Origin of the sequence: Providencia manganoxydans (genome assembly GCF_016618195.1) — a bacterium.
Lineage (GTDB): Bacteria > Pseudomonadota > Gammaproteobacteria > Enterobacterales > Enterobacteriaceae > Providencia > Providencia manganoxydans.
Genome location: NZ_CP067099.1, coordinates 1266665 through 1289188, shown reverse-complemented (window position 1 = coordinate 1289188; position 22524 = coordinate 1266665). Strand labels below are relative to the sequence as shown.

The following is a 22524-nucleotide window of genomic DNA, read 5'->3' as shown; positions in this document are numbered from 1 at the left end:
AAGTATAACGAGTAGACGAATATAAGTTGCGTTATTAATCATAAGGAGCACGTATGGACTTACTAAAGGACGCCCCGCAAGAGACCCAACTCGCTGTTGACTTAATCTATCTACTCGAAACATCAGATATTGATACTGATGTGGTTTTGAAAGCGCTTGAAATTGTCAAAAACGATTACCTCACTAAACAGGCTACTGAAGCAACCTGCTTACCTAGCGAGTAATTAATCGTCAGAATCTGTTTTCTTTTTAGGATCACGCTTGATTTCTTGAAGCTCATCACCTTGATTATTATGTAGATGAACTTCTAACTGATTAAAGGCTATATTAATATCATTTTCTCGACATAACCTATCAATTGCACGATTCACTTCATCACTGGTCGTTCCTCGGTCACCAATTTGGCGGACATAAAAACGCAGTTCATGATCTAAAGTGCTCGCACCAAATCCAGTAAAATAAACCGCAGGCCCAGGCTCTGTCATCACCTTACTGTTTGACGTGGCCGCGCTTAATAATACCTGTTTCACTTTATCAAGATCTGAGCCATAAGCCACACCGATAGCAACCGTGATCCTTGTCACCGTATCAGAGAGCGACCAGTTGATTAAGCGCTCAGTCACAAATGCCTTATTCGGTATGATCACCTCTTTGCGATCAAAATCGATAATTGTTGTTGCCCGAATCCGAATTTTACTGACGGTACCTGAATAAGTCCCGATAGTCACTGTATCGCCAATTCGAATTGGCCTTTCAAACAATAAAATGATCCCTGAGACAAAATTAGCAAATATCTCTTGTAAACCAAAACCTAGACCAACCGTTAAAGCCGCTGCTAACCATTGAAGTTTACTCCATGTGATCCCCAGCATCCCCAATGAAGTAATCGCACCAATCCCAACAATAATATAAGTCAGGATGGTTGTAATCGCATACGTTGAGCCTTGACGCAATTTCAAACGCGATAATACTAGAACTTCTAATAAGCCCGGCAAGTTACGCGTCATAATCCATGCAACCACAATAATCACGAGAGCTAATATTAGGTTAGCTAACGTCACCGACTGTAAAACGTTGGTTCCTTCTGCTGTTGTGCCAGTGTAATGCCATAAATCAACACTATCTAAAAACGAGAAAATAGTAATAAAATCAGACCAAATGGCATAAAATCCCAGAGCAAAAATAATAAACAGAACCATCGATGTTAAACGCAATGACTGTTGGCTGATCAGCTCAATGGTCATTGGCGGTTCTTTAATTGGTTCATTTTCGCCATTTTCTTCTTGGTTCTGTGCTTTGCGACGTTCGATGGCTCGTTGATATGCCAGTTTACGTGCAACTAAAGTCAGCCCACGTAAACATGCATTATAGGTAATATACCAAAGCAAAAATAAGTACAAACTGTCTAACCAACGATTCGCTAAACGTAGCGTAGTGTAATAATACCCCGCCATCATTAAGCCAATTAATATTAATGGTGAGAATGTCAGAAGTGTTATCACCACAGAGCGTGTTAAATGACTCCCTTTTTCCTGCCAAATCTGTTTGCAGAAGGGCAATGTAAAAATAAATAGTACCAATAGCGATACTAAAACAATGAGTTGCCCAATTACATCTTCAGACACTTTTAATGGATTGATGATCCCATAGGTTGAAAAGTAAATGAGAGGTAAAAGAGGAATAGATAACCGAGTAAGCCGTCTGCGTGTTTGCGACACGATAGCAGAATCGATACCAAAATGTTTCTCTGCAATCCCTTTTGGCTTCAATACTCGCCATATTAATTCAAAAAGAACCCAGAAAATGGCCAATTGCTGACAGAGTGCCCAAACAAACCCACCTTGAGCATTACCTGTTTTCAAAAACCAGTAACCCACCGCTAACAAAAACAGTGCAGCAGGTATGGTTTGCAGCACGGTAAGCAGTAATGCGATTGGCGTATTCAGCAAGCTATCTTGCCTTAAACTGGATAACCGATAGTCAATTTCTTGTAGACGCAATGAAATCTTACGATAGAGCCAAATAAATATGAGCGCTAATAGCAACAGCGGGAGTACGACTAATAATGAGTTAGTTAGCCCTCTTTTAATACTCCCTTTCGATAAACTAAAGTCAAACTGACTAATTTGTTGCGCGGCTGCGTCAGGAAAGGCCTCTACCCATGCAAGATCGATAGGTTTATTACTATTAACCCAAAAAATTTGCTGCGCCAACGTGTTTTCTAATGACTTCACAACACTCAACAATTGATTTTGATCGAGCTGCAAATTAATTGCTTGGGAAATTTGACTACCTAGCTGCAAATTTAATTCATCTAACAGCTCACGTCTGACATCTAATAACTTAATCAGCGCATCACGATCTTCGGGAGATAACAACCCCTTTTCAGTTTCAGCACCTGATTTTTCGGCTAACTGCTTTTCAATATTGCTAATATAAGTATTCACTTGATAGAGCGCATCTCTTTGCTGTGCTACATCAAACTGTTCAAGGCGTAAATCAGCAATCGTGACAGGTAGATTCTTAGTTAAAATATCATTTGGCAAATCAATTTGCTGTTGAAACAAAATCCGCGATAACAACAAGCTACCACGTAACACGCTGATTTGCTCTTTTAAATTACGTTCTGACTGTGTTGCGCGCTCAAGCCATGCTTTTACCCTAATGCTATTTTGCACCATACGGTTATTCGCTTGAGTCACTTCGATCAAACGCTCACTTAATCCATTATTAATCGCTAACTCTTTTTGAATTAAAGGAATTTGTTTTAGCTGTAAATTATTCTCTGTCGAGCTTTGAGCTTCGCGCGCAGTCGCCTCTGAATCATTTAATCGCTTGTCACTAATAAAAGATTGCAACAGCTGAATGCGTGTTTCTAATTGCTCAATATATAAAGTGGTATAATCACGCTGTTTTTGTAATACATCCTGTAATTGGGTATTACCCTGTAGCACATGTTTTTGATATTCATTTTGCTGCTGCAAATAGTTTTGTTCTATCTGAAGTAACTCAATCTGTGTATCACGTAACTTCGCTGATTCATTAAACACACTGTTTAATTCATTACGGATCTCTTGTAGCCGGCGTGCGTTGTCCAACATAATCGCTTGCGCTCTTTCAGGCTGGGTTTGCAGGCTAATGAGATAACTATTGTAGGTGGCAAGATCATTTTGTTCTGTCTGTAATTGCTCTAATGTGCTACTGAGCAGACTTTCAAGCTGAGATTGCGGGGCATTTTTAATACTGTTAGCAAAGTTAAGCGTTTCTTCTTCGCTACTATTTTTTAATTGCAATAGTGAACGTACCGCGTGCTTTGCATCATCACTCGCTCTCTCAAGGCTTTTTTGCAGTTCATCCGACTTATTATCTAATCGATTTAATTCATCATAAAACGTGAGCGCTTTTTCTAAATCTGCTATCGAGAGCTTATCTTCAGCGCTTTGATTACTTTTCTTACTTAATGAGTTCAGTTGATTTTGAATATCGTTTTTACTTGGCAGGGGATTGGTAGCGGCAAAGATATGACTCGAAAATAATAACAACATGAGTGTGACTAGCACACTAATCTGCCTAATCCATTGATTTTTCATTATCTGCATGACTGAACCCATAATAGGTTTTATTTATATTTTTTAATCGATACACCGCGTTGACTGCTCACAGCGTATCGCTGGCACTTAAAAGGTTAAGACCTTATCGGCTTCTAATGTCCAAGCTGCAAGCTCAACCAAAGTGCCAATCTCAACACCATCAGCTAAAGGTAGCTCACTCACACCACGTGCATCAGTACATGTTTTGCAGAGTTTAATGGCAACTTGTTGTGCGGTTAAAATTTCTAACATCTGTTGGATATTATAGCCTTCCTTTGGCTTTTGAGTACTTAGCCCCGCGGTAACCGCATCCGACATTAAAAATAATCTAAGTTCCGTATTTGGATGCTGTTCTTTAAGGGTGATAGCCAAACGTAATGAATTAAATAGGGTTTCATTACCATAAGGGGCGCCATTCGCAATGATCAGAATTGATGACATCGTATTTCTCCAATTGCTTAGTCTATACTCATTTTATACTTCAAGTCACAGCACCTTTAAGGCATGGTGACTAGGTTTAGTCATACTAAGTGATATTCTTTCTATGCACCTAGCTACTAAATCACTTGCCGCCTAGCTGTACTTCAAATTATTTAGAGTTTATTTTATTCGCAATGATGGACTATATTTTAATGTTTCCAGCATAGTATCCACCAAAGTTTCTGTACGTGTCTGTATATTAAAACTATCAGGCTGTAATAACCAGTTTTCCAGTAAACCACACACCATGGAGCGCAACATAATAGCTGAACACTCTAAATCAAGATTGGCGGGAAGCTGCCCTAAATCAACACAATTACGCAAATGCTCAACAATGCGATAGTGGCTAGCCATGAAGTTTTCTCTTTTGAGGTCAACAATTACCGCCATTTCTCCCACTAATTCACATTTGTGAAACAGAATATCCATCAAAGCACGATTTTTAGGGCTTTCAATAAAATCTGTCAAAATATAAACTAAAATCTCTTTTAGAATTGCCAGTGGATCATTACTATACTTCGAACGATAATAGTTCTCAGCCTGTAGTATTTGACTATCACTAAATTCACAAGCTTGCTGGAACAGATCAACCTTATTTTTGAAGTGCCAGTATATCGCACCACGGGTTACACCAGCGGCCTTTGCGATATCGGCTAAAGATGTCGCCGAAACACCTCGCTCAGAAAAGGTTTTGATGGCAGCATCTAAAATTTCCTGACGGGTTTCTTCGGCCTGTTGTTTAGTTTTTCGTGCCATTGTAACTCGTTTATCTACAAAGCTGATTTACATACAATAGTGTATGTTTGTACTATAGCATAGTGAAAAATCTTATTGTTTACCATTTTTCTTATTTTGTATTGTACTCATAATTATTGATTAATTGAGGTTAACTTATGCGAAAAAACAGAGGGGTGTTACCTCTGGCTCTGTTGGTTCTTTCAGGTGGCTTAGCTTTATCAGGTTGTAACGATGAACAGAAAGGTGGCGGTGAACGCCCGGCGCCTGAAGTAGGAATTGTTACGCTTAAAGCCGAACCTCTGACTATCAAGACCGAATTACCGGGTCGTACATCTGCATTCCGTATTGCAGAAGTTCGCCCACAGGTAAGTGGCATTATACTCAAACGCAACTATAAAGAAGGTAGCGATGTTGAAGCCGGGACGTCTTTATATCAGATAGATCCAGCGCCTTTCCAAGCCACTTTTGATAGTGCTAAAGCGGAACTTGCTAAAGCGCAAGCCAACGCCAATTTAGCGGGTTTGACAGTTAAACGCTACAAACCACTCTTAGGTACTAACTATATTAGTCAGCAAGAATATGACCAAGCCACATCAACTTATGCGCAAGCTTTAGCTGCTGTTAAAGCCGCAGAAGCGGCTGTTGAAACGGCTCGTATTAACTTGAACTATACCAAAGTCACCGCGCCAATCAGTGGTCGTACGGGTAAATCAAATGTCACCGAAGGTGCATTGGTTTCTACTGGCCAAACTACTGAGTTAATGCGAGTTCAGCAACTTGATCCTATTTATGTTGATGTAACCCAATCCAGTGAGGATTTCTTACGTTTACGCAATGAAATAGAAAAAGGTGCTCTACAAAAAGAGCCGGGCAAAGCCCCTGTTAGCTTAGTCATTAATAATGGCCAAGAGTATGCTCAAAAAGGTGCTCTGGAATTTTCTGACGTTACTGTTGATGAGACAACAGGCTCAATCACAATGCGTGCGATCTTCCCGAACCCTAATAAAGAACTGATGCCAGGCATGTTCGTGCGCGCTATCTTAGAAGATGGTGTGAGAGAAAACGCAATTTTGGTTCCTCAACAAGGTTTATCTCGTACCCCACAAGGTGACTCTCAAGTCATGGTTGTTGGTGCAGAGAATAAAGTTGAAGTCAGAAAAGTGAAAGCTGCACAGGCTGTTGGCAACAAATGGCTGGTAACTGATGGCTTGCAAGATGGCGATCGCGTCATTGTGATTGGTCTGCAAAAAATCAAACCAGGTATTACTGTTGTACCTAAAGAAGCTAATTTAGAAACGCAATCTATAGACAATCAGGCACAACCTGAACAAAAGTCTAAATAAGGGAGCGGTTGATTAATGCCTAAGTTTTTTATAGATAGACCAATTTTTGCATGGGTAATCGCAATTATTACTATGCTTGCTGGTCTGCTGGCAATTATCAAGTTACCTGTAGCTCAGTACCCAACCATTGCGCCGCCATCCGTATCTATTTCGGCTAACTATCCGGGCGCGGATGCATCGACGGTACAGAATACAGTGACTCAGGTTATCGAACAAAACATGAACGGTATCGATAACTTGGTGTATATGTCATCAACCAGTGATTCATCAGGCTCCGCCAGTATCATGCTGACTTTTGAAGCAGGTACTGATGGTGATATCGCACAGGTTCAAGTTCAAAACAAACTACAACTCGCGATGCCATTGCTGCCACAAGAAGTTCAGCAACAAGGTATCAGCGTTGATAAATCTACCAGTTCATTCTTAATGGTAGCGGGTTTCGTTTCTGCCGATAACTCAATGGGACAATATGATATTGCCGACTATGTAGGCTCCAATATCAAAGATCCACTGAGTCGAGTTAACGGTGTTGGTGAAACCCAGTTGTTTGGTACGCAATACGCGATGCGCATCTGGTTAAAACCAGAGCAACTCGTGAAGTACAACATGACAACAACCGATGTTATCAATGCAATTAAAGTGCAAAACAACCAAGTTGCAGCGGGTCAATTAGGTGGTACACCGCCTGTTGACGGCCAGCGTTTAAACGTCTCAATCATTGCACAGACACGTTTAAACAATCCTGAGGAATTTGCCAATATCCTGTTACGTGTGAATCAGGATGGTTCTCAGGTTCGTTTAAAAGATCTGGCAACTGTTGAGCTTGGCGCTGAAAACTACAGTACTATTGCCCGATTTAACGGTAAGCCTGCTGCGGGTATCGGTATTAAACTAGCAACCGGTGCTAACGCATTGGATACGGCTAACAACGTCCGTGCGGCATTGGCGGGTATGGAGCCTTTCTTCCCTGAAGGGTTAGAAATCGTTTATCCATATGATACAACACCATTCGTTAAGATTTCGATTAACGAAGTAGTTAAAACACTGGTTGAAGCTATCATGTTGGTTGTCGTGGTGATGTATCTGTTCTTACAGAACATTCGCGCAACCTTGATACCCACTATCGCGGTACCTGTCGTCTTGCTAGGAACGTTTGCGATCCTCGCCGCATTTGGGTACTCGATAAACACCTTAACCATGTTTGCGATGGTACTTGCCATCGGTCTTCTTGTGGATGACGCCATCGTTGTAGTGGAAAACGTTGAACGTGTTATGCAAGAAGAGGGCTTACCACCAAAAGAAGCAACCAAGAAGTCCATGGGACAAATTCAAGGTGCATTGGTGGGGATTGCGATGGTTCTGTCTGCGGTATTTATCCCAATGGCCTTCTTTGGTGGCTCAACAGGGGCAATTTACCGTCAGTTCTCGATCACCATCGTATCGGCAATGATCTTGTCAGTACTTGTTGCCATGATCTTGACTCCTGCACTTTGTGCCACCATGTTGAAGCCTATCGAAAAAGGCAGCCATGGTAGCCAAAAAGGGTTCTTTGGTTGGTTTAACCGTACCTTTGAAAAACAAGCTCACCACTATACTGATAGTGTTAGCCGTATGCTGAATGGTACAGGCCGTTACTTGATCATCTATTTGATCTTAGTGGCTGGCATGGCATTAATGTTTATTCGTCTCCCCTCTTCCTTCTTACCCGAAGAAGACCAAGGGGTATTCTTAGCGATGGTTCAATTACCACCGGGATCAACGCAAGAGCAAACACAAGCCGTATTGGATGAAGTTAACACTTACTTCCATACAGACGAAAAACGTAATGTAGAATCAGTATTTACCGTTGGTGGCTTTAGCTTCGCAGGTCAAGGCCAAAACATGGGTCTGGCGTTCGTCGTGTTGAAAAACTGGAGCGAACGTAAAGGCGATGAAAACCACGTTGAGGCAATTGTTCAACGTGCCAATATCGCTTTGTCACAAAAACAAGAGGCAATGATATATGCCTTTAACCTGCCAGCCATTGTCGAGCTAGGTACAGCGAACGGTTTCGACTTTGAATTGGTAGACCAAGGTAACTTGGGGCATGACGCTTTAATGGCAGCACGTAACCAATTACTTGGTTTAGCGGCACAACACCCTGAAATGTTGCAAGGGGTTCGTCCTAACGGTCAAGATGATACATCGCAGTATCGTATCTACATTGACCAACAAAAAGCGCAAGCACAAGGTGTTGCTATCGCCGATATCAACGCAACATTAAGCTCGGTATTTGGTGGAACCTATGTAAACGACTTTATCGACCGTGGTCGTGTGAAGAAAGTTTACGTTCAAGGTGATGCAGAAAGCCGTATGTTACCATCAGATATCAGCGCGCTATACGTTCGTAACGCCCAAGGCAACATGGTACCGTTCTCCGCGTTCTTGGATGAATCACAAGATCCGTGGAAATATGGCTCACCACGTTTAGAACGTTATAACGGTGTTCCGTCAATGAACATTCAAGGCCAAGCTGCACCAGGACAGAGTACTGGTGATGCAATGCTGATGATGGAACAATTAACAACAGAAAACTTACCGAAAGGTATCGGTTACGAATGGACGGGTATGTCATATCAAGAACGTCTATCTGGTAACCAAGCACCGGCTCTGTATGCTATTTCATTAATCGTCGTCTTCTTATGTTTGGCGGCATTGTATGAAAGCTGGTCTGTGCCATTCTCTGTTATGTTAGTTGTACCACTGGGTATTATCGGTGCGTTACTATTTACCTCAGTGCGTGGGCTTTCAAACGACGTATACTTTAAGGTGGGCCTCTTAACAACCATTGGTTTATCGGCGAAAAACGCAATCTTGATTGTTGAATTCGCCAAAGACTTGATGGAAAAAGAAGGCAAAGGACTCGTCGAAGCAACACTTAACGCAGTTAAGATGCGTTTACGACCAATCCTGATGACATCTCTAGCCTTTATGTTAGGTGTTATCCCACTGGTATTTAGTAATGGTGCAGGTTCTGCGGCACAAAACTCCGTTGGTACAGGTGTACTCGGTGGTATGTTTGCAGCGACCTCTTTGGCTATCTTCTTCGTTCCGGTATTCTTTGTGGTGATCCGTCGCCGCTTTAATAAGAAATCGGATGATATAGAGCATAGTCAACCACCGGCAAAAACTGAATAATCAGTTGAAATAAAATCATAGTTAAGGGTCACAGATAATTGTGGCCCTTTTTATTTTATAGTGATTATGAACTAATGGGTCTCTTGAATAGCTAAAACTGCATCATTTGCTAGTGGTTTCACCATTCGGTTATTCAAAAGCGAGCTTGATAAGCCACTATTTCTCATTTGGCTTATTTGCTCAGATAATACAGAATAGCTTTTTGATTTATTTTGATATGCATTACTAGAAGATTGTGCGACTAGTAATGTTAGTATCGCCACCGAAAGGTTTTTATCTCTAAAGAAATCAGCCATAAACTCTGCATGCAAATTATATACGTTATCATTGATTCTAATTTCAAAATGACGATAATATTCATATTTCGAGCTATATATTCCCATTAAAATAAGAGAAGTTTTATTCTCAATATCAAACACCACTAAATCATCACCACTGCGTTTAATAAAAAGTTTATCAAGACCATCATCAATGGATAGATCGATATAATCTACTTCTTTATATACAGCATAATTATCAATAATAATCGAATCATACTGTTGCCAATCTTGATAATTAAATTTATAAATATCAATACCTTCTCCACCACTTACTGTAAGATGTTTCACATCACCTATTTTGTTGACATGAAGAAAATCATCATAGTTAGTTCCATTGATAACTAAAGAAGATCCTAATGTATATTTATTTCTAACTTCGTAATCATTAGATACTGGGTGATAAATAACTCCATTATTTTCCATTATCAATAATAGCCCTCCATCAACTAATTTAACGTCTTTGAATATTAAATTAGGATAGATTATGGTAGCCTCTGGTAAAAAATGAGTATCTTCAATCATAACAAGAGACTCACCAAACGCTCCCTCTAATTCGTTATACTGCACTGCCTTTTGATAATGTAATTTACCTGTTATTGTATCAAGAATATATCCGCCTTGATAATCATCAGAAAAACCGACAAAGTTTAACTTATGTGAAGATGCTAAGGATTTGGCAATAATTGTTTTTCCTTTAAAATACCATGCAGGAACTAAGTTACTATGAAGATCTTTAAGCCCCAATAATGCTATAGGATGGGTGAGATCTGTATAGTACTGCTCTAATTTCATCCACCAAGTCATATTATTGCTTGTATTTTTAAGCCATGTTTTATTAAAAGCCACTAAATGCATACTTCCATCGGCATAAATTTGTTCAATACCACCAAATTCTCCAATAAGTAATAGCTTACCATTATCTTGAATAACATTATCAATAAATGGAATATCTGCAATTATTTTAGCTGTAGGTACATTATCATCCAGTTTATCTTGTCCCAAACCTTCCTGACGGTAAACCTTATTTTCTTTTTTACTAAAAAAGAAAAATATTTCATTGCCTGTATCATCAATTAAGCTTCCTCCTAGTTTTACATCATCAGGAGGAGTCCATTTTTTATTATTTATAATATTATTTGGTGAGTGAATACTAGATTCAATATTTGGTTTTATCAGTGTATTAGAACTCATCCTTAACCAATAACGACGATTAATTCCATTACTATCTTTTCCATCAATTTCTAATACATCATCATTATAAATAGAGTCAAGTACATTATTTTTTTCAGTAACGGTGAGCTCATCTGATGGGTGATAAAGTAAATAATCGATAAATTTAAATTTATCAGGAAGGTTTTCAGTTGCTGTATTCGCCAAATTGTCAAGCAAATAAGAATTATTTGTTAACCTGTTAAGTAAAAGAGTTTTTTCATATGGTGTAAATCTAGCAATAACCTCTTTATCTCTAATTTTAATACTAGCTTCAATAAAGATTAGGTCATTTCTTTTCCATATATAATTTACTATTGCTGTGTCATTATTTACTTTTATTTTTGAAAAATCATAAGTTCCTTTAATTTTCCCACTATTAATATCAACATACCAAGCTAATGTCTTATCATCAGAAATAAAATAGGCATAATCGTTATCGACTAACGAGAGCACACCTGAACGATATTGCTTACCATATGCCTCAGTGAATATCATTCTTTTATGTTTAGTATCATAATAAGAGCGACCGACATTTTTATGATTATGCTGATAATTGTGAACAACAATATAGGGAGTATCAATAAAGTTTTTACTCTCTAATTGATTAAAGTATTGTTCGAATGATAGTCTTTTTTTTAATCTTGTTACTTTTGAATTGAATGCTATTTCCTCATCCAATTCATCTCCACTATCATCTTGCCATTGACTGGCATCAGTTGCCTGCATAGTTAACTTTGAATTAGCTAATTTATATTGATATAGCTCATGCATTTTATTAACAATAGTTATTACTCCAGTTTTACCTAACTCATCAATATAAATAGGTACTCCATCAATTTCTATTCTATTGTTATAAAAATCAAACCTATCTCCATCGACGAAACTTGCATCAATAATCCATTTTGAGCATTCATCATTTACAGCTTCATCTTGTAATCTCAGAGCGGCTCCATGATTAATATTAATTCTATAAGATCCTCCATACCCTTTGATAAAATGAAGTAATTTATTTCTATATTCTTCAGGTATATTTGGCACAATTAAATGAGCATCTTTTTTATCTAAAAGAATACTCATCGTTGTATATTCATATTCAAAATGTAACTTTGTAATAATTTTTTCAGAAAGCGCATGATAAAAATCAAAATAAAACTGATACTTCCACTCCATATTTCTAAGAATTGAAAAACCGTTATCATCACGTGAGGTCGCTCCAGCAAGAGAACCATATTCATAATCAATATATGATTTAGGAACAACGGGCAATACCACGATACCAAATAACGTTTTATCAAATTGTTGTTTGGTATGAGTAACGCCAACTGCTTCTCTTACATTAATCGCTTTATCTTTACTGGTGTCACTACCAGGGTTAGATCCAAAGTCAGTAATAATATTTCGAGGAAAAAATGCCTCTCCAGTCCATATAACCCCCTCTTTGCCACGATAAATATATTGGCTATCAAGTAGCAGCTCCCCATTACGGAAATTAATCGATTTATAGACAACATTATCGGAGGGAAGTATCAATTTTCTATCTGTATCGTAAATTAAATGTGCATTTTCATATGATCGCTTTAAAGTGGCAAAATATGCACCGACTGAGGCTGCCTCCTGTGCATGTTGAGCATTTATCTTAACTAGTTCAGTTATACCGATACCTATCCCCATAAGAGGAACAGCTAAAGGCCCAAAAACACCTTGAAGACTTTCAATTGCAGCTATTGAGGCACCATACTCAACAACACTGGTAGCTAAAATTGTAGTATCAAATATTAATTGGGTAGCATACACTTCTCTTTGAGGCTCATTTTCTGCATTAGCTAATTCATAAATATCTAATCCAACCGATGCAACTTGAAGAACAACGGCTAATTTCTCTCCAGCACTCCGAGCTAACGATGCTGAAAAGCTTTCCATGGCTTCTTTTTCAAGTGTATTTCCTTGCTTCCACAAAGAATGTACTAACTTTGTCACTTTAACAGTATCACTTACTGTGCCATGGGCGATCATGGCATAATTTACATAGCTGTGAATTTTAAGAGCCACTTTTAAATTTAATGACCCACCATAAGCCATTTCATTTCTATTTTTATTCGATATATACTGAAAGAGTGTTTGAAGAGCCATACCTGCATTAATTCCATCAATATGCTCTATATTACTAACATGAGTTTCTCGCTGAAATTCTCCATTTTCAAATGAATAGATTTTTTTAAAAGATTGTAATTTATTATTATAATACTCTTTGAATTCAATAAATGTTTTATCTGTGGTTTCGACCCATCGAGTATTTAATGTATCTTCCTGAGAAATAAATTGAATTCTATATTTTTCATCACTGACAGCTTCTATATTAGAAAAATTTGGAAGCCACTTATCATATAGCAAATATCCAACCGTTGTCGGATCGTTATCTCTGTATTGAGTAGATATTAATATATTATAAGCATCAGAGACCCTCTTTCCCCATTGCTCAGCTTTTAAAAGCTCTAATGATGAACGTATTTGTAAATCCTTAGTAATATTATTTTGTTGTTCGATAAAATGGTTTAATTCTTTTTGTTGACTCGCTATCATATATAAATCAGCGTTATTTGATAAATCGCTGACTTTAATACCATTGCCAATTGATACTTCACCCATAGCTTCAGTGTTGATCGAGATTAACTCAAACGTTGGTATCGATTTTGAACCTAACGCTTTATACGTTGAAGCCATTTTATTTTTTATAAAAAACTCATTCAGTGCAGAAAAAAGATGCTCAACATTATCATAGCCTAGATTAATGAAGTTAGGGTCATAAAAATGATAACTTACATTGTCTTCATTAACTGTTTTTCCTATTAACATCGCATGTGTTCTAGTAACCAAAGCATACATCTCTGTAGAACTGGCTTCAATAAGCTTAGAGTGTATTTCATTTAAATTAAATTGCCCATGGGAGCTAGATGCTTGTACCGCATCAACATTCGAATGAAGATTTTTTAATGATGTTTTTAATAAAATAGAGTTTTCTTCTGTAGGCGCTCCTGCCGCTAAAAATAATTTATTTAAAAGAACATTTGCATCTACTCGCCCCTTGTTAGCAAGTGCAACAGCCATCGCTCTTACCAATGGATAACATCGTCCTCCAGAATTATCCCCCATTAAAGGTAAATAAAAATCCTGAGGTGCCAGATGAGTATAAATCGCACCATGTCGTTGAAATAATATATTCACCTTAGCACTCAACTTTAATATATTATCAATATATTCTTTTGCTAGAGAATCCTCAATATGATGATAAAGTGCACCGCGTTCTTTTATGCTTAAATTATTATTTAAATACAATGATTTCATTTCGGTGGAAGTCATACCATCACTGAAGCCAGTAATGACTATTTCTTTATATTTTTCATTTCCCTCATTAAATTCCACATTATTATTTCTGATATGCGCACGCACAGCGAGATCGTATCGCCTATCAATCGATATATTACCTAACCCACTTCCTAGTGCCTCTACATCAACTTGAACAACGGACTCAAAGCCTTGCTTATTTTTAATTTGTAACCATAGCCAACTACGTTCAACTGACTTTGCTTCACTTAATACAGAATTAATTTCATTCAATAAAAATCGCTGTGTATTAGTATCATGAACTCTTTCTATATGAGATTTAATTTGATTAATTAAATTTAGCCAAGGTTCAATTGCTTGATGTGTTAAGGAAAAATCACCGTCAACGTAATGACTATCAACAATATTATTTGTGTTAATTTCGTAGCGAGATGCTAATTCTTTTAATTTATTGTGAACTTGTTCCCTATACCTTAAAAATTTTTGTAGATTATTTTCAGTCCATTGTTCATCTGCATATAGTATACTTATTGATGCTTCATTTCCTCTTAATACAGGGATCACTCCTGTACGCGTAACCTTATACTCTTGCCTTTGTAGTATTAACTGCCATTGCCCATTCTTAAAGTGCATATAAGCCATTCCAAGGCCTTCATCAGTACCTGAAATTTGGTAATCGCGGTAATCAAAAGCCATCATCACGTTGTCGTAAAGCAGCGAACTATTTACACGACCATCATGATAAACCCGATAAGTTGTATCATTTAATTTAGTCACGACCACAGAACACCCAGTTAAAGAGCCCGTAAAAACAAAGCTATTCTCCGCAGCAATGATTGGAATATCGATATAAGCTGGATTTTTAGCTGATTGATTTGCTCCGTTGTAGCCTAAAAAATAACTATCAACACTTAAGTTTTCATTTTGAACTAAAGGATGATAAACATATTCAATCGCATAACTATGGGGATCTATTTTCACCAATTGGGCACGGCCCTGAGTAGGGAGGCGCCCCATTTTTGTCATGCTATCACCACTAATTGCATTCTTACTCATGAATGCCAAAGGATCCATGTTGAACTGCTGGATATCTTGACTTGCTTGACCATTTCTTAGCACTAAGCTCCTCCCTAGTGCTGACTTTATATTAAGCTCATCCCGAGCTTGTAATGCCAATATACGCTCATTCATACTATCGGCTTTTGTTTTTAATATGTATTTAAATTGCCTATCAACCAAATAATTAGCCAATAGTTTTTGAATTAATATAAAGGTTATAATCCCTCCTCTAGACAGCCCTTGTACCCCAATATGAATATTTCGCCCTAACTCTTTGCTGACCTCAACCTTACCAGCAAATAACTTCCTATTTTCATCATTAGTATTTTGATTTTTAAACCATTTATTATAATAAACAAATGATTCACCCAACCTTTCTATATCTTTTTTTAGTCTATTTTGTTTATTTGTTATTTTTATAAAATAGCTATAGCCATTAGAATTACTCCACTTATTCATATCATAAAGTGTATTTTTAATATCAATAAAATCATCCCCCATTAATTTCAAGATGAATAAATGGCAGTTTTTCTTTTGCATATGTTCCCCTTATAACCAACAATGTGTTAATTAATAAAAATAATATCAAAATAATAATAAAACAATTAAATTTTAAAATAAAAGTTATTCCTATAATTATTTATTAAAAAACTGCCATCATATTACAAAAAATTATAGTTTTATAAAAAGCTATTTATTAATGTATTTCAATAAACATAGACCACAGATAAATCTACTTACTGTAAGTATTAAAGAAATCTAATGCTCTAATGTTTTCTCTTGTGTTTACATTATCCATTACATTACTGAATGATTTATCATCATATATTAAACTCATTCTTTCACGGAGTAAATTTGTTCTACTTCGTGATCTTAAGCTTACTCTTGAATCTGGAGCTATAGTTTGTTCTGTATTTAAATTTAATCCTGAGCTTTGACTTGAGATTGGATTTACATGTAAATCTACATATATAGAGTCATTTTCATCTCTTATCATATAAAAAGAAATTGGTAGCTCTTGCCCATCCAAACAATTTATAATTGTGCCTACATCTAAGTAAAAGGAATAACCTTCAACTTTAATTTTAAAATGTCGGTATGATTCTGCCTGCGAACCAAATACTCTACGTAAGATAATCAATGTATCATTTACAACATCCGAAATAATTATATCATCCCCTTTCCTTTCAAATAATAAATCATCGAAACAATCCTTAATCGGTAAAATAATTTCATCTATTTCTTTATCTGTGGAAAAATTATCAATAATAATAGCTTTATATTTCACCCAATCATCAGGTTTAAGTTGATATATATCCTTTCCTTCACCAGCACTTAATATAATATATTCAACATCTGATACCCTAGTTGGGATAATTATATCATTACCCTCAGTTCCCATAATTAATAAAGAAGAACCCAGTTTACTTCCTTGATTATTAACATCACTACTAGACATGGGATGATAAATAATTTCATTATTTTTAGTTATCATCATTAGTCCATCACCAAAACTTTTAATATTCTTAAATTGCAAATCTTCATAAATAGGTACGCTTTTAGGTAAATACTGAACTGTTTCTATTATTGAAGGAGTATTACCTATGCTTTTATTTATTGAATCATTATTGGTAATTTCTTGGTAAAATAACTTACCTGTTGTGATATCAAAAATATAAGCTCCATTATTTTCTTTATCAATCCCTAAAAATTCTAACTGATGTGATGATGATAAAGTATGAGCAATAATTATTTTCCCTTTAAAATACCATGCTGGTAATTTTACCTCTCCATATTTTAATCCTAATAATGTTATCAAAATTTCCGCTTCTTTATAATTTTTATCTAATCTTGACCACCAAGAAATCTCCCCTTCTTTAAAATTAAGCCATTTATTATTAACACCAACTATTTGACTACCGCCATCAATATTTAACTGTTTTACTTCACCCTGTTTATTAACAATAAGAATATTTCCATACAATGTGGTAGCATATTCAATCTCATTTAATCCTTGTATTATTTTAGCTGTTGGATTACCATTTTCTATAATATCTTGACCCAGCCCTTCCTGCCTATAAATTTTATCTTCACATCGGCTGTAAAAGAAAAACACCTCCATTCCGCTGCTAGAAAACAATCTGCCGATAAACATTAAATCATTTGGTGGAGTCCATTGTATTATATTGCCAGTACGATCGCTATGAGTATAAAATGATGCTTCTAGATTTGGTTTAATCAAAGTTTTACTATCAGTACGTAGCCAATAACGACGATTAATCCCTTCACTATCTTTCCCATCTATTGTCATTAATTTTGCATTTTTGATTTGTACATCATGATAAATACCACTCACTGCTCGCAAAGAGCCCTGATCGCCCCCTAATAAAGTAGATATTGACTGAATATCATCCTCTACATTACTAGTAGCGGTAAGAGCTATTTTATCTATTAATGCTATATTATTTGAGACCGATAACAATTCAAGTTCATAACCTATAATTTGATATTCACTAATAATTTCCAAATTATCTCTTTGAGAACTAATTTTTATCAGTACACATTCATTTTCTTTCCATAGAGAAATTACTTTTGATGTAGAATCCCACAAACTAAAGTTATCATAAGTAGCACTTATATTTCCATTTTCAATATTAACTCTCCAAATCATTAATGTATTTGGAGAAAAGAAATAAGCATGTGGACCATCAACAGCACCCAATATTGACGAGTGATAGTTCTCATTTGAAGAGTTAGTAAATATTATTCGGTTATTAGCGACTTCATAATAAGCTAGTCCAACATTATATCCATCATGAAAATAATTATGTATAATAACAAATTCATTATTTAAATAGCTTTTATTTTTTATTGATGAAAAGTATTGTTCGGCAGTAATACCTACTCCCCATTGGCTAGCATCTGTAGCAACCATACTTAGTTTATTTTCAATTAAGTTTACTTGATATAACTCATTTTTTTTATTAATTATTAAAAGTTGTGAGTTTTTATTTAGTTCATCAATATAAATATTTACCCAATCTATTGTCAGTCGATCATCTAATAACTGTATATCAGAACCATTTACAAAACTTGTATCAATAATCCACTTTGATACTTTTTTATCTTCGGTATCATCCTGCAAAGATAATGACGCACCATAATTAATGTTAATTCTGTATTCACCACCATATCCTTTTACTACATGAAGCAATTTATTTTTCCAAGGCTCAGGTATATTCGGAACAATTAAATGTCGATTATTCTCATCTAAAATAATTTCTATAGATGTATAAATATATTCATGTTTTAATTTTGTGATAATTTTATGATAAGCACCATGGAAAAAATCAAAATCAAAGCGATATTTATGTTCCATGTCTCTAAGGATATCAAATCCTGTATCATGACGATAACTAGAAAAAGCAAGACTACCATATTCATAATCAATATACGATTTAGGAACAATAGGCAAGATCATTGTATCTGTTTGGCTTGGATCAAACCTAATGATCGTCATATCAGCGCCTACTGCTTCTCGAATATTAATTGCTTCATCTTTATTAATTATTGAACTAGGATTAGCCCCCCAAATACTAATATAATCTTCATCACCGCTACCATTTAGACCATACTTGCTACGATAAATATATTGGCTGTCGAGTACAAAATATTCCCAGCGAAAATTAATCCTCTTATATACAATATAATCTGTGGATAATATCCATTTTTTTTCAGGATCATAGGCTAACTTAGCATTTTTATACCCATTTTTTAGATGATAAAAATAATTACCAACCTGAGCTGCCTCTTCTGCATGTAGGGCATTAATCTTAACAAGTTCAATAATACCAATACCCACCCCAAAAATAGGTATAGATAAAGGTTCAACTAGCTCTGCAATATTTTCCGCTCCTAATATAGATATACCAGATTCAAGACTTATTACTGAGTCAAAAGCTAATTGTGTTCCAAAAACAGATCGTTCCGCTTCATTTTGCGCATTAGCCAACTCATAAATATCTAGCCCAATCAATGTTTCTTGATAAATTCTTCCAATGCTTTCATTTGCTGTTTTCATTAATGCTGATGAGAATTTCTCAAATTTTATTTTTTCAATTTCATTTTCCTCTCTCAGCAAGGTATGCACTAACTGAGAGATCCTAGCTGAGTCATGAATCTCGCCTTGCACCATCGTAGCATAGCTGATATAACTATGAATTCTTAAAGCAGTATTAAGATTCGATGAACTTTTATTATCTATATCCCCACTGTTATCTTTCATATCTTCTAATAATGCATAAAAAGCCATTCCCGCATTCATACCATTTATTTGTTCTATACCACTTATATTAGCGCCAGCCTGAAACTCCCAGTTATTAAATGAATAATTACTTTGAAACATTTGCATATTTTTAGCGAAGTAGTTTCTAAAGTCATTAAATGTTTTATCTGATGTTTCTATCCAACAATCACTAACTTCTTGGCTCCTATTAATAAACTGAATACGATATTTTCCATCCGCCAATATTTCTATATTTGAAAAGTTAGCTATCCACTGTTCATTTAAGTTATTGAGTTGTGTTATTTCATTATAAGAGTGATTAATCTTATCCTTCCATTGCTCTGCTTGTAAAATATGTAAAGAAGCTTGTATCTGTAAGTCTTTTAAAACATTATCCTTACTTTCAATAAAATCACTCACATACTTACGATGAGTAATAACATCATTTAATTCATTTTTATTTGATAAATCTGTTACCGTTAATCCTCCACCGATAGGTACATTAGCCATTTCAGATGTATTTATTGATATAAGTTCAAAGATAGGTTGCTGTTCTGAACCTAGAGCAAGATAGATTGTTCCCATCTTGTCTTTTACCATAAAATCATTTAATGAAGAAAATAATTTATCAATACTATCAAATTCAAAAATACCAAAGTTAGGATCATAAAAATAATAATAGGTATTCCCATCATGTATATTTTTTCCAAGTAGCATTGCATGTGTAGTAGTATTAAGAGCGTACATTTTTTCTATATCATCTCGACCCAACTCGCTCTTTATTTCATCTAAGTTAAGACGACCAAGAGATTCAGAAGCTTGCGTTGCATAAATATTTGAATGAAGCTTTTTTAATGCATCCTTTAACAAAATAGAGTTATCAGTCGTTGATAATGCAGCTGCTAAAAATATTTTATCTAGTAGTGTATTAGCACCTTTTAGACCATCTTTCGTCAAGGCAACGGCCATAGCCCTTACTAAAGGGTAACAACGCCCTCCAGATCTATCCCCCATTAATGGCAAATAAAAATCTTGCGGTGCTAATCGACTATTAATACTTCCATGATGTTGAAACAGCTCATTAGTTTTAGATGTTAATTTCAACACGTGCATATTGTGCTCAAGTGCAACTTTATCTTCAATTTTCTGATATAATGCACCTCTCTCACTCATACTCAACTCAGAATTTAAATAAACAGATTTCATTGCTAATGAGCTCATATCCTCATTAACATTTTGAATAGAAACACTGTCAGAATTTTTAATTCCTTGATTAAATTCATGATTACCAGATATAACATTTTCATGAACCATTAAATCATAACGTTTATTTATTTCTATATTTGATGTTCCTTGCCCAATAGCCTCATCTTTATCCTGAACAACTGCACTAAATCCATTTTTATTTTTAATCTGTAGCCATAACCAGCTTTGTTCTACAGAACTAACTTCTGTTAACACTGATAAATAGTTTCTTCTATAATATTCAATAGCCTTTTCTTTACCTTCGATTATCTTGATACCTAAATCAATTCTAGCATTATCCTCTTCACTTCTTCTATTTTTCCACTTTATTTTATCTAATTCATCTTTAACTTTAATAATCTGATTATTAATGTGTTGAATTTTTTCTTCATAACGTTTATTTATTTCATTTTTAAAATTTAACCAGGGTAGAATAGCTGGATGAGTTAATGAGAATTCGCCATCAACATAAGTGCCATCGCTGATATCCTCTTCTTCAACACCAAAATAAAATGCAACCTGCTTTAGCTTTTGATGAACTTCTTCTCGATAGGTTGAAAATATTTGTTGGTGATTTTCAACCCACTGAGGATCTGGGGAGAATGTACTTACTATTGTTTTATTAGTATTTAATCTGAAAGTTGGCATCCCATCAATGATTTCATGTTCCTGACGTTGTATGACTAATTGCCATTGTTTATCTTGAAATCGCATATAAGCCATTCCCAAAGCATCGTCTGAGCTAGAAACTTGATAATCACGGTAATCAATTGCCATCACGACATTATCATATAATAAAGAGCTATTAGCCCGACCATCATGATAAACCCGATATGTCGTCTCATTAAGCTTAGTCACCACTATCGATCCTCCGGTTAGCGAACCAGTAAATAAGAAGCTATTTTCTGCTGCATTAATTGGAATATCGACATAAGCGGGTGTTTTAGCTGATTGAACAGCACCATTATACCCTAAAAAATATGCATCAATGCTTAATTGATCACTTAACCTCGATGGATTATAAACAAATTCAATATCATAATGATCAGGCTCTACTTCAACAAATTGGGCACGACCATGTGCAGGTAATTGCCCTAATCTTGAGATATAATCGCTTCTCATTACATGTGTTCTAGTAAATTTCAATGGGTTAGCAGAAAATACTTGAACAGCAGCGCTAGCAATGCCATTCTTTAAAGGAATCGTGCTTGTCAAACCTGTTTTTAATTGATGATCTAGTAAAGTTTTGACGATTAAATATATAACCTCATTACATTTTTCTCGGGTATTAATCATTAAACGATAATTATTACTTCGCATTTAATATATCCTTATAATAAACACTTATGAAATAAAAAAACAATTTGAAATATTAATTAAAATAGAATTTCAACCTAGCAACAATAATCATTAAAATATCTCAAGTCAATAATTTGATTGCCAACACTAAATAATGAAAATTTATTTAATACAAAAAACAAATTAAATTAAAAACATTGTTTTTAAAATCAATCATCAGTTAATCATAAAAAATTTTCATCCAGAGTATAAAGTTCAATTTTAAATATATATACTTTAAATAATTCGATAGGCAGGTAAGCGACAAGTCAAGATAGTCGTGGAGCATAGATAAATGTTGTGAATTGACAAGCGTATCGTAGTCAACACCTTTGCACCTTGAAGTATGTAGAGTATAAAACATTTTATTTATTAAGCCATTAATAAATATTAGA

8 protein-coding genes are annotated in these 22524 nt (G+C 35.4%); 3 read left to right on the top strand and 5 right to left on the bottom strand.

Features of this window, described 5'->3' with window-relative positions:
- Positions 1–53 precede the first annotated feature (53 nt).
- Complete coding sequence (locus tag JI723_RS05575) at positions 54–224, top strand: YbaM family protein (RefSeq protein WP_081335838.1); 171 nt, start codon at positions 54–56, stop codon at positions 222–224.
- On the opposite strand, the gene mscK is transcribed toward JI723_RS05575, so the two are convergent.
- From mscK to acrR, 3 genes are all read right to left on the bottom strand, one after another.
- Positions 225–3599, bottom strand: coding sequence for a mechanosensitive channel MscK (mscK, locus tag JI723_RS05570; protein ID WP_337979834.1), 3375 nt, complete (start codon positions 3597–3599; stop codon positions 225–227). It abuts the gene before it with no gap.
- Positions 3600–3677: 78 nt separating this feature from the next.
- The gene (locus JI723_RS05565; RefSeq protein ID WP_272580217.1) at positions 3678–4031 is read right to left on the bottom strand and encodes a DsrE/DsrF/TusD sulfur relay family protein; all 354 of its coding nucleotides are present in this window, start codon (positions 4029–4031) and stop codon (positions 3678–3680) included.
- Between the two features lie 159 nt (positions 4032–4190).
- Positions 4191–4826, bottom strand: a complete 636-nt coding sequence (gene acrR, locus JI723_RS05560; protein WP_070925181.1) for a multidrug efflux transporter transcriptional repressor AcrR — start codon at positions 4824–4826, stop codon at positions 4191–4193.
- A 137-nt stretch (positions 4827–4963) separates the two neighbouring features.
- Here acrR and JI723_RS05555 point away from each other — a divergent pair, with 137 nt between their 5' ends.
- Both JI723_RS05555 and JI723_RS05550 read left to right on the top strand, forming a co-directional pair.
- Complete coding sequence (locus JI723_RS05555) at positions 4964–6151, top strand: efflux RND transporter periplasmic adaptor subunit (RefSeq protein WP_070925182.1); 1188 nt, start codon at positions 4964–4966, stop codon at positions 6149–6151.
- A gap of 15 nt (positions 6152–6166) precedes the next feature.
- On the top strand, positions 6167–9328 hold the full coding sequence (locus tag JI723_RS05550) for an efflux RND transporter permease subunit (protein WP_070925183.1): 3162 nt from the start codon (positions 6167–6169) through the stop codon (positions 9326–9328).
- Between the two features lie 71 nt (positions 9329–9399).
- Here JI723_RS05550 and JI723_RS05545 read toward each other — a convergent pair whose 3' ends face one another.
- Both JI723_RS05545 and JI723_RS05540 read right to left on the bottom strand, forming a co-directional pair.
- Positions 9400–15801 carry a TcdA/TcdB pore-forming domain-containing protein gene (locus JI723_RS05545; RefSeq protein ID WP_337979833.1) on the bottom strand — a complete coding sequence of 2134 codons (6402 nt, stop codon included), beginning with the start codon at positions 15799–15801 and terminating at the stop codon, positions 9400–9402.
- Positions 15802–15994: 193 nt separating this feature from the next.
- Positions 15995–22111, bottom strand: coding sequence for a TcdA/TcdB pore-forming domain-containing protein (locus JI723_RS05540; protein WP_337979832.1), 6117 nt, complete (start codon positions 22109–22111; stop codon positions 15995–15997).
- Positions 22112–22524: the final 413 nt, after the last annotated feature.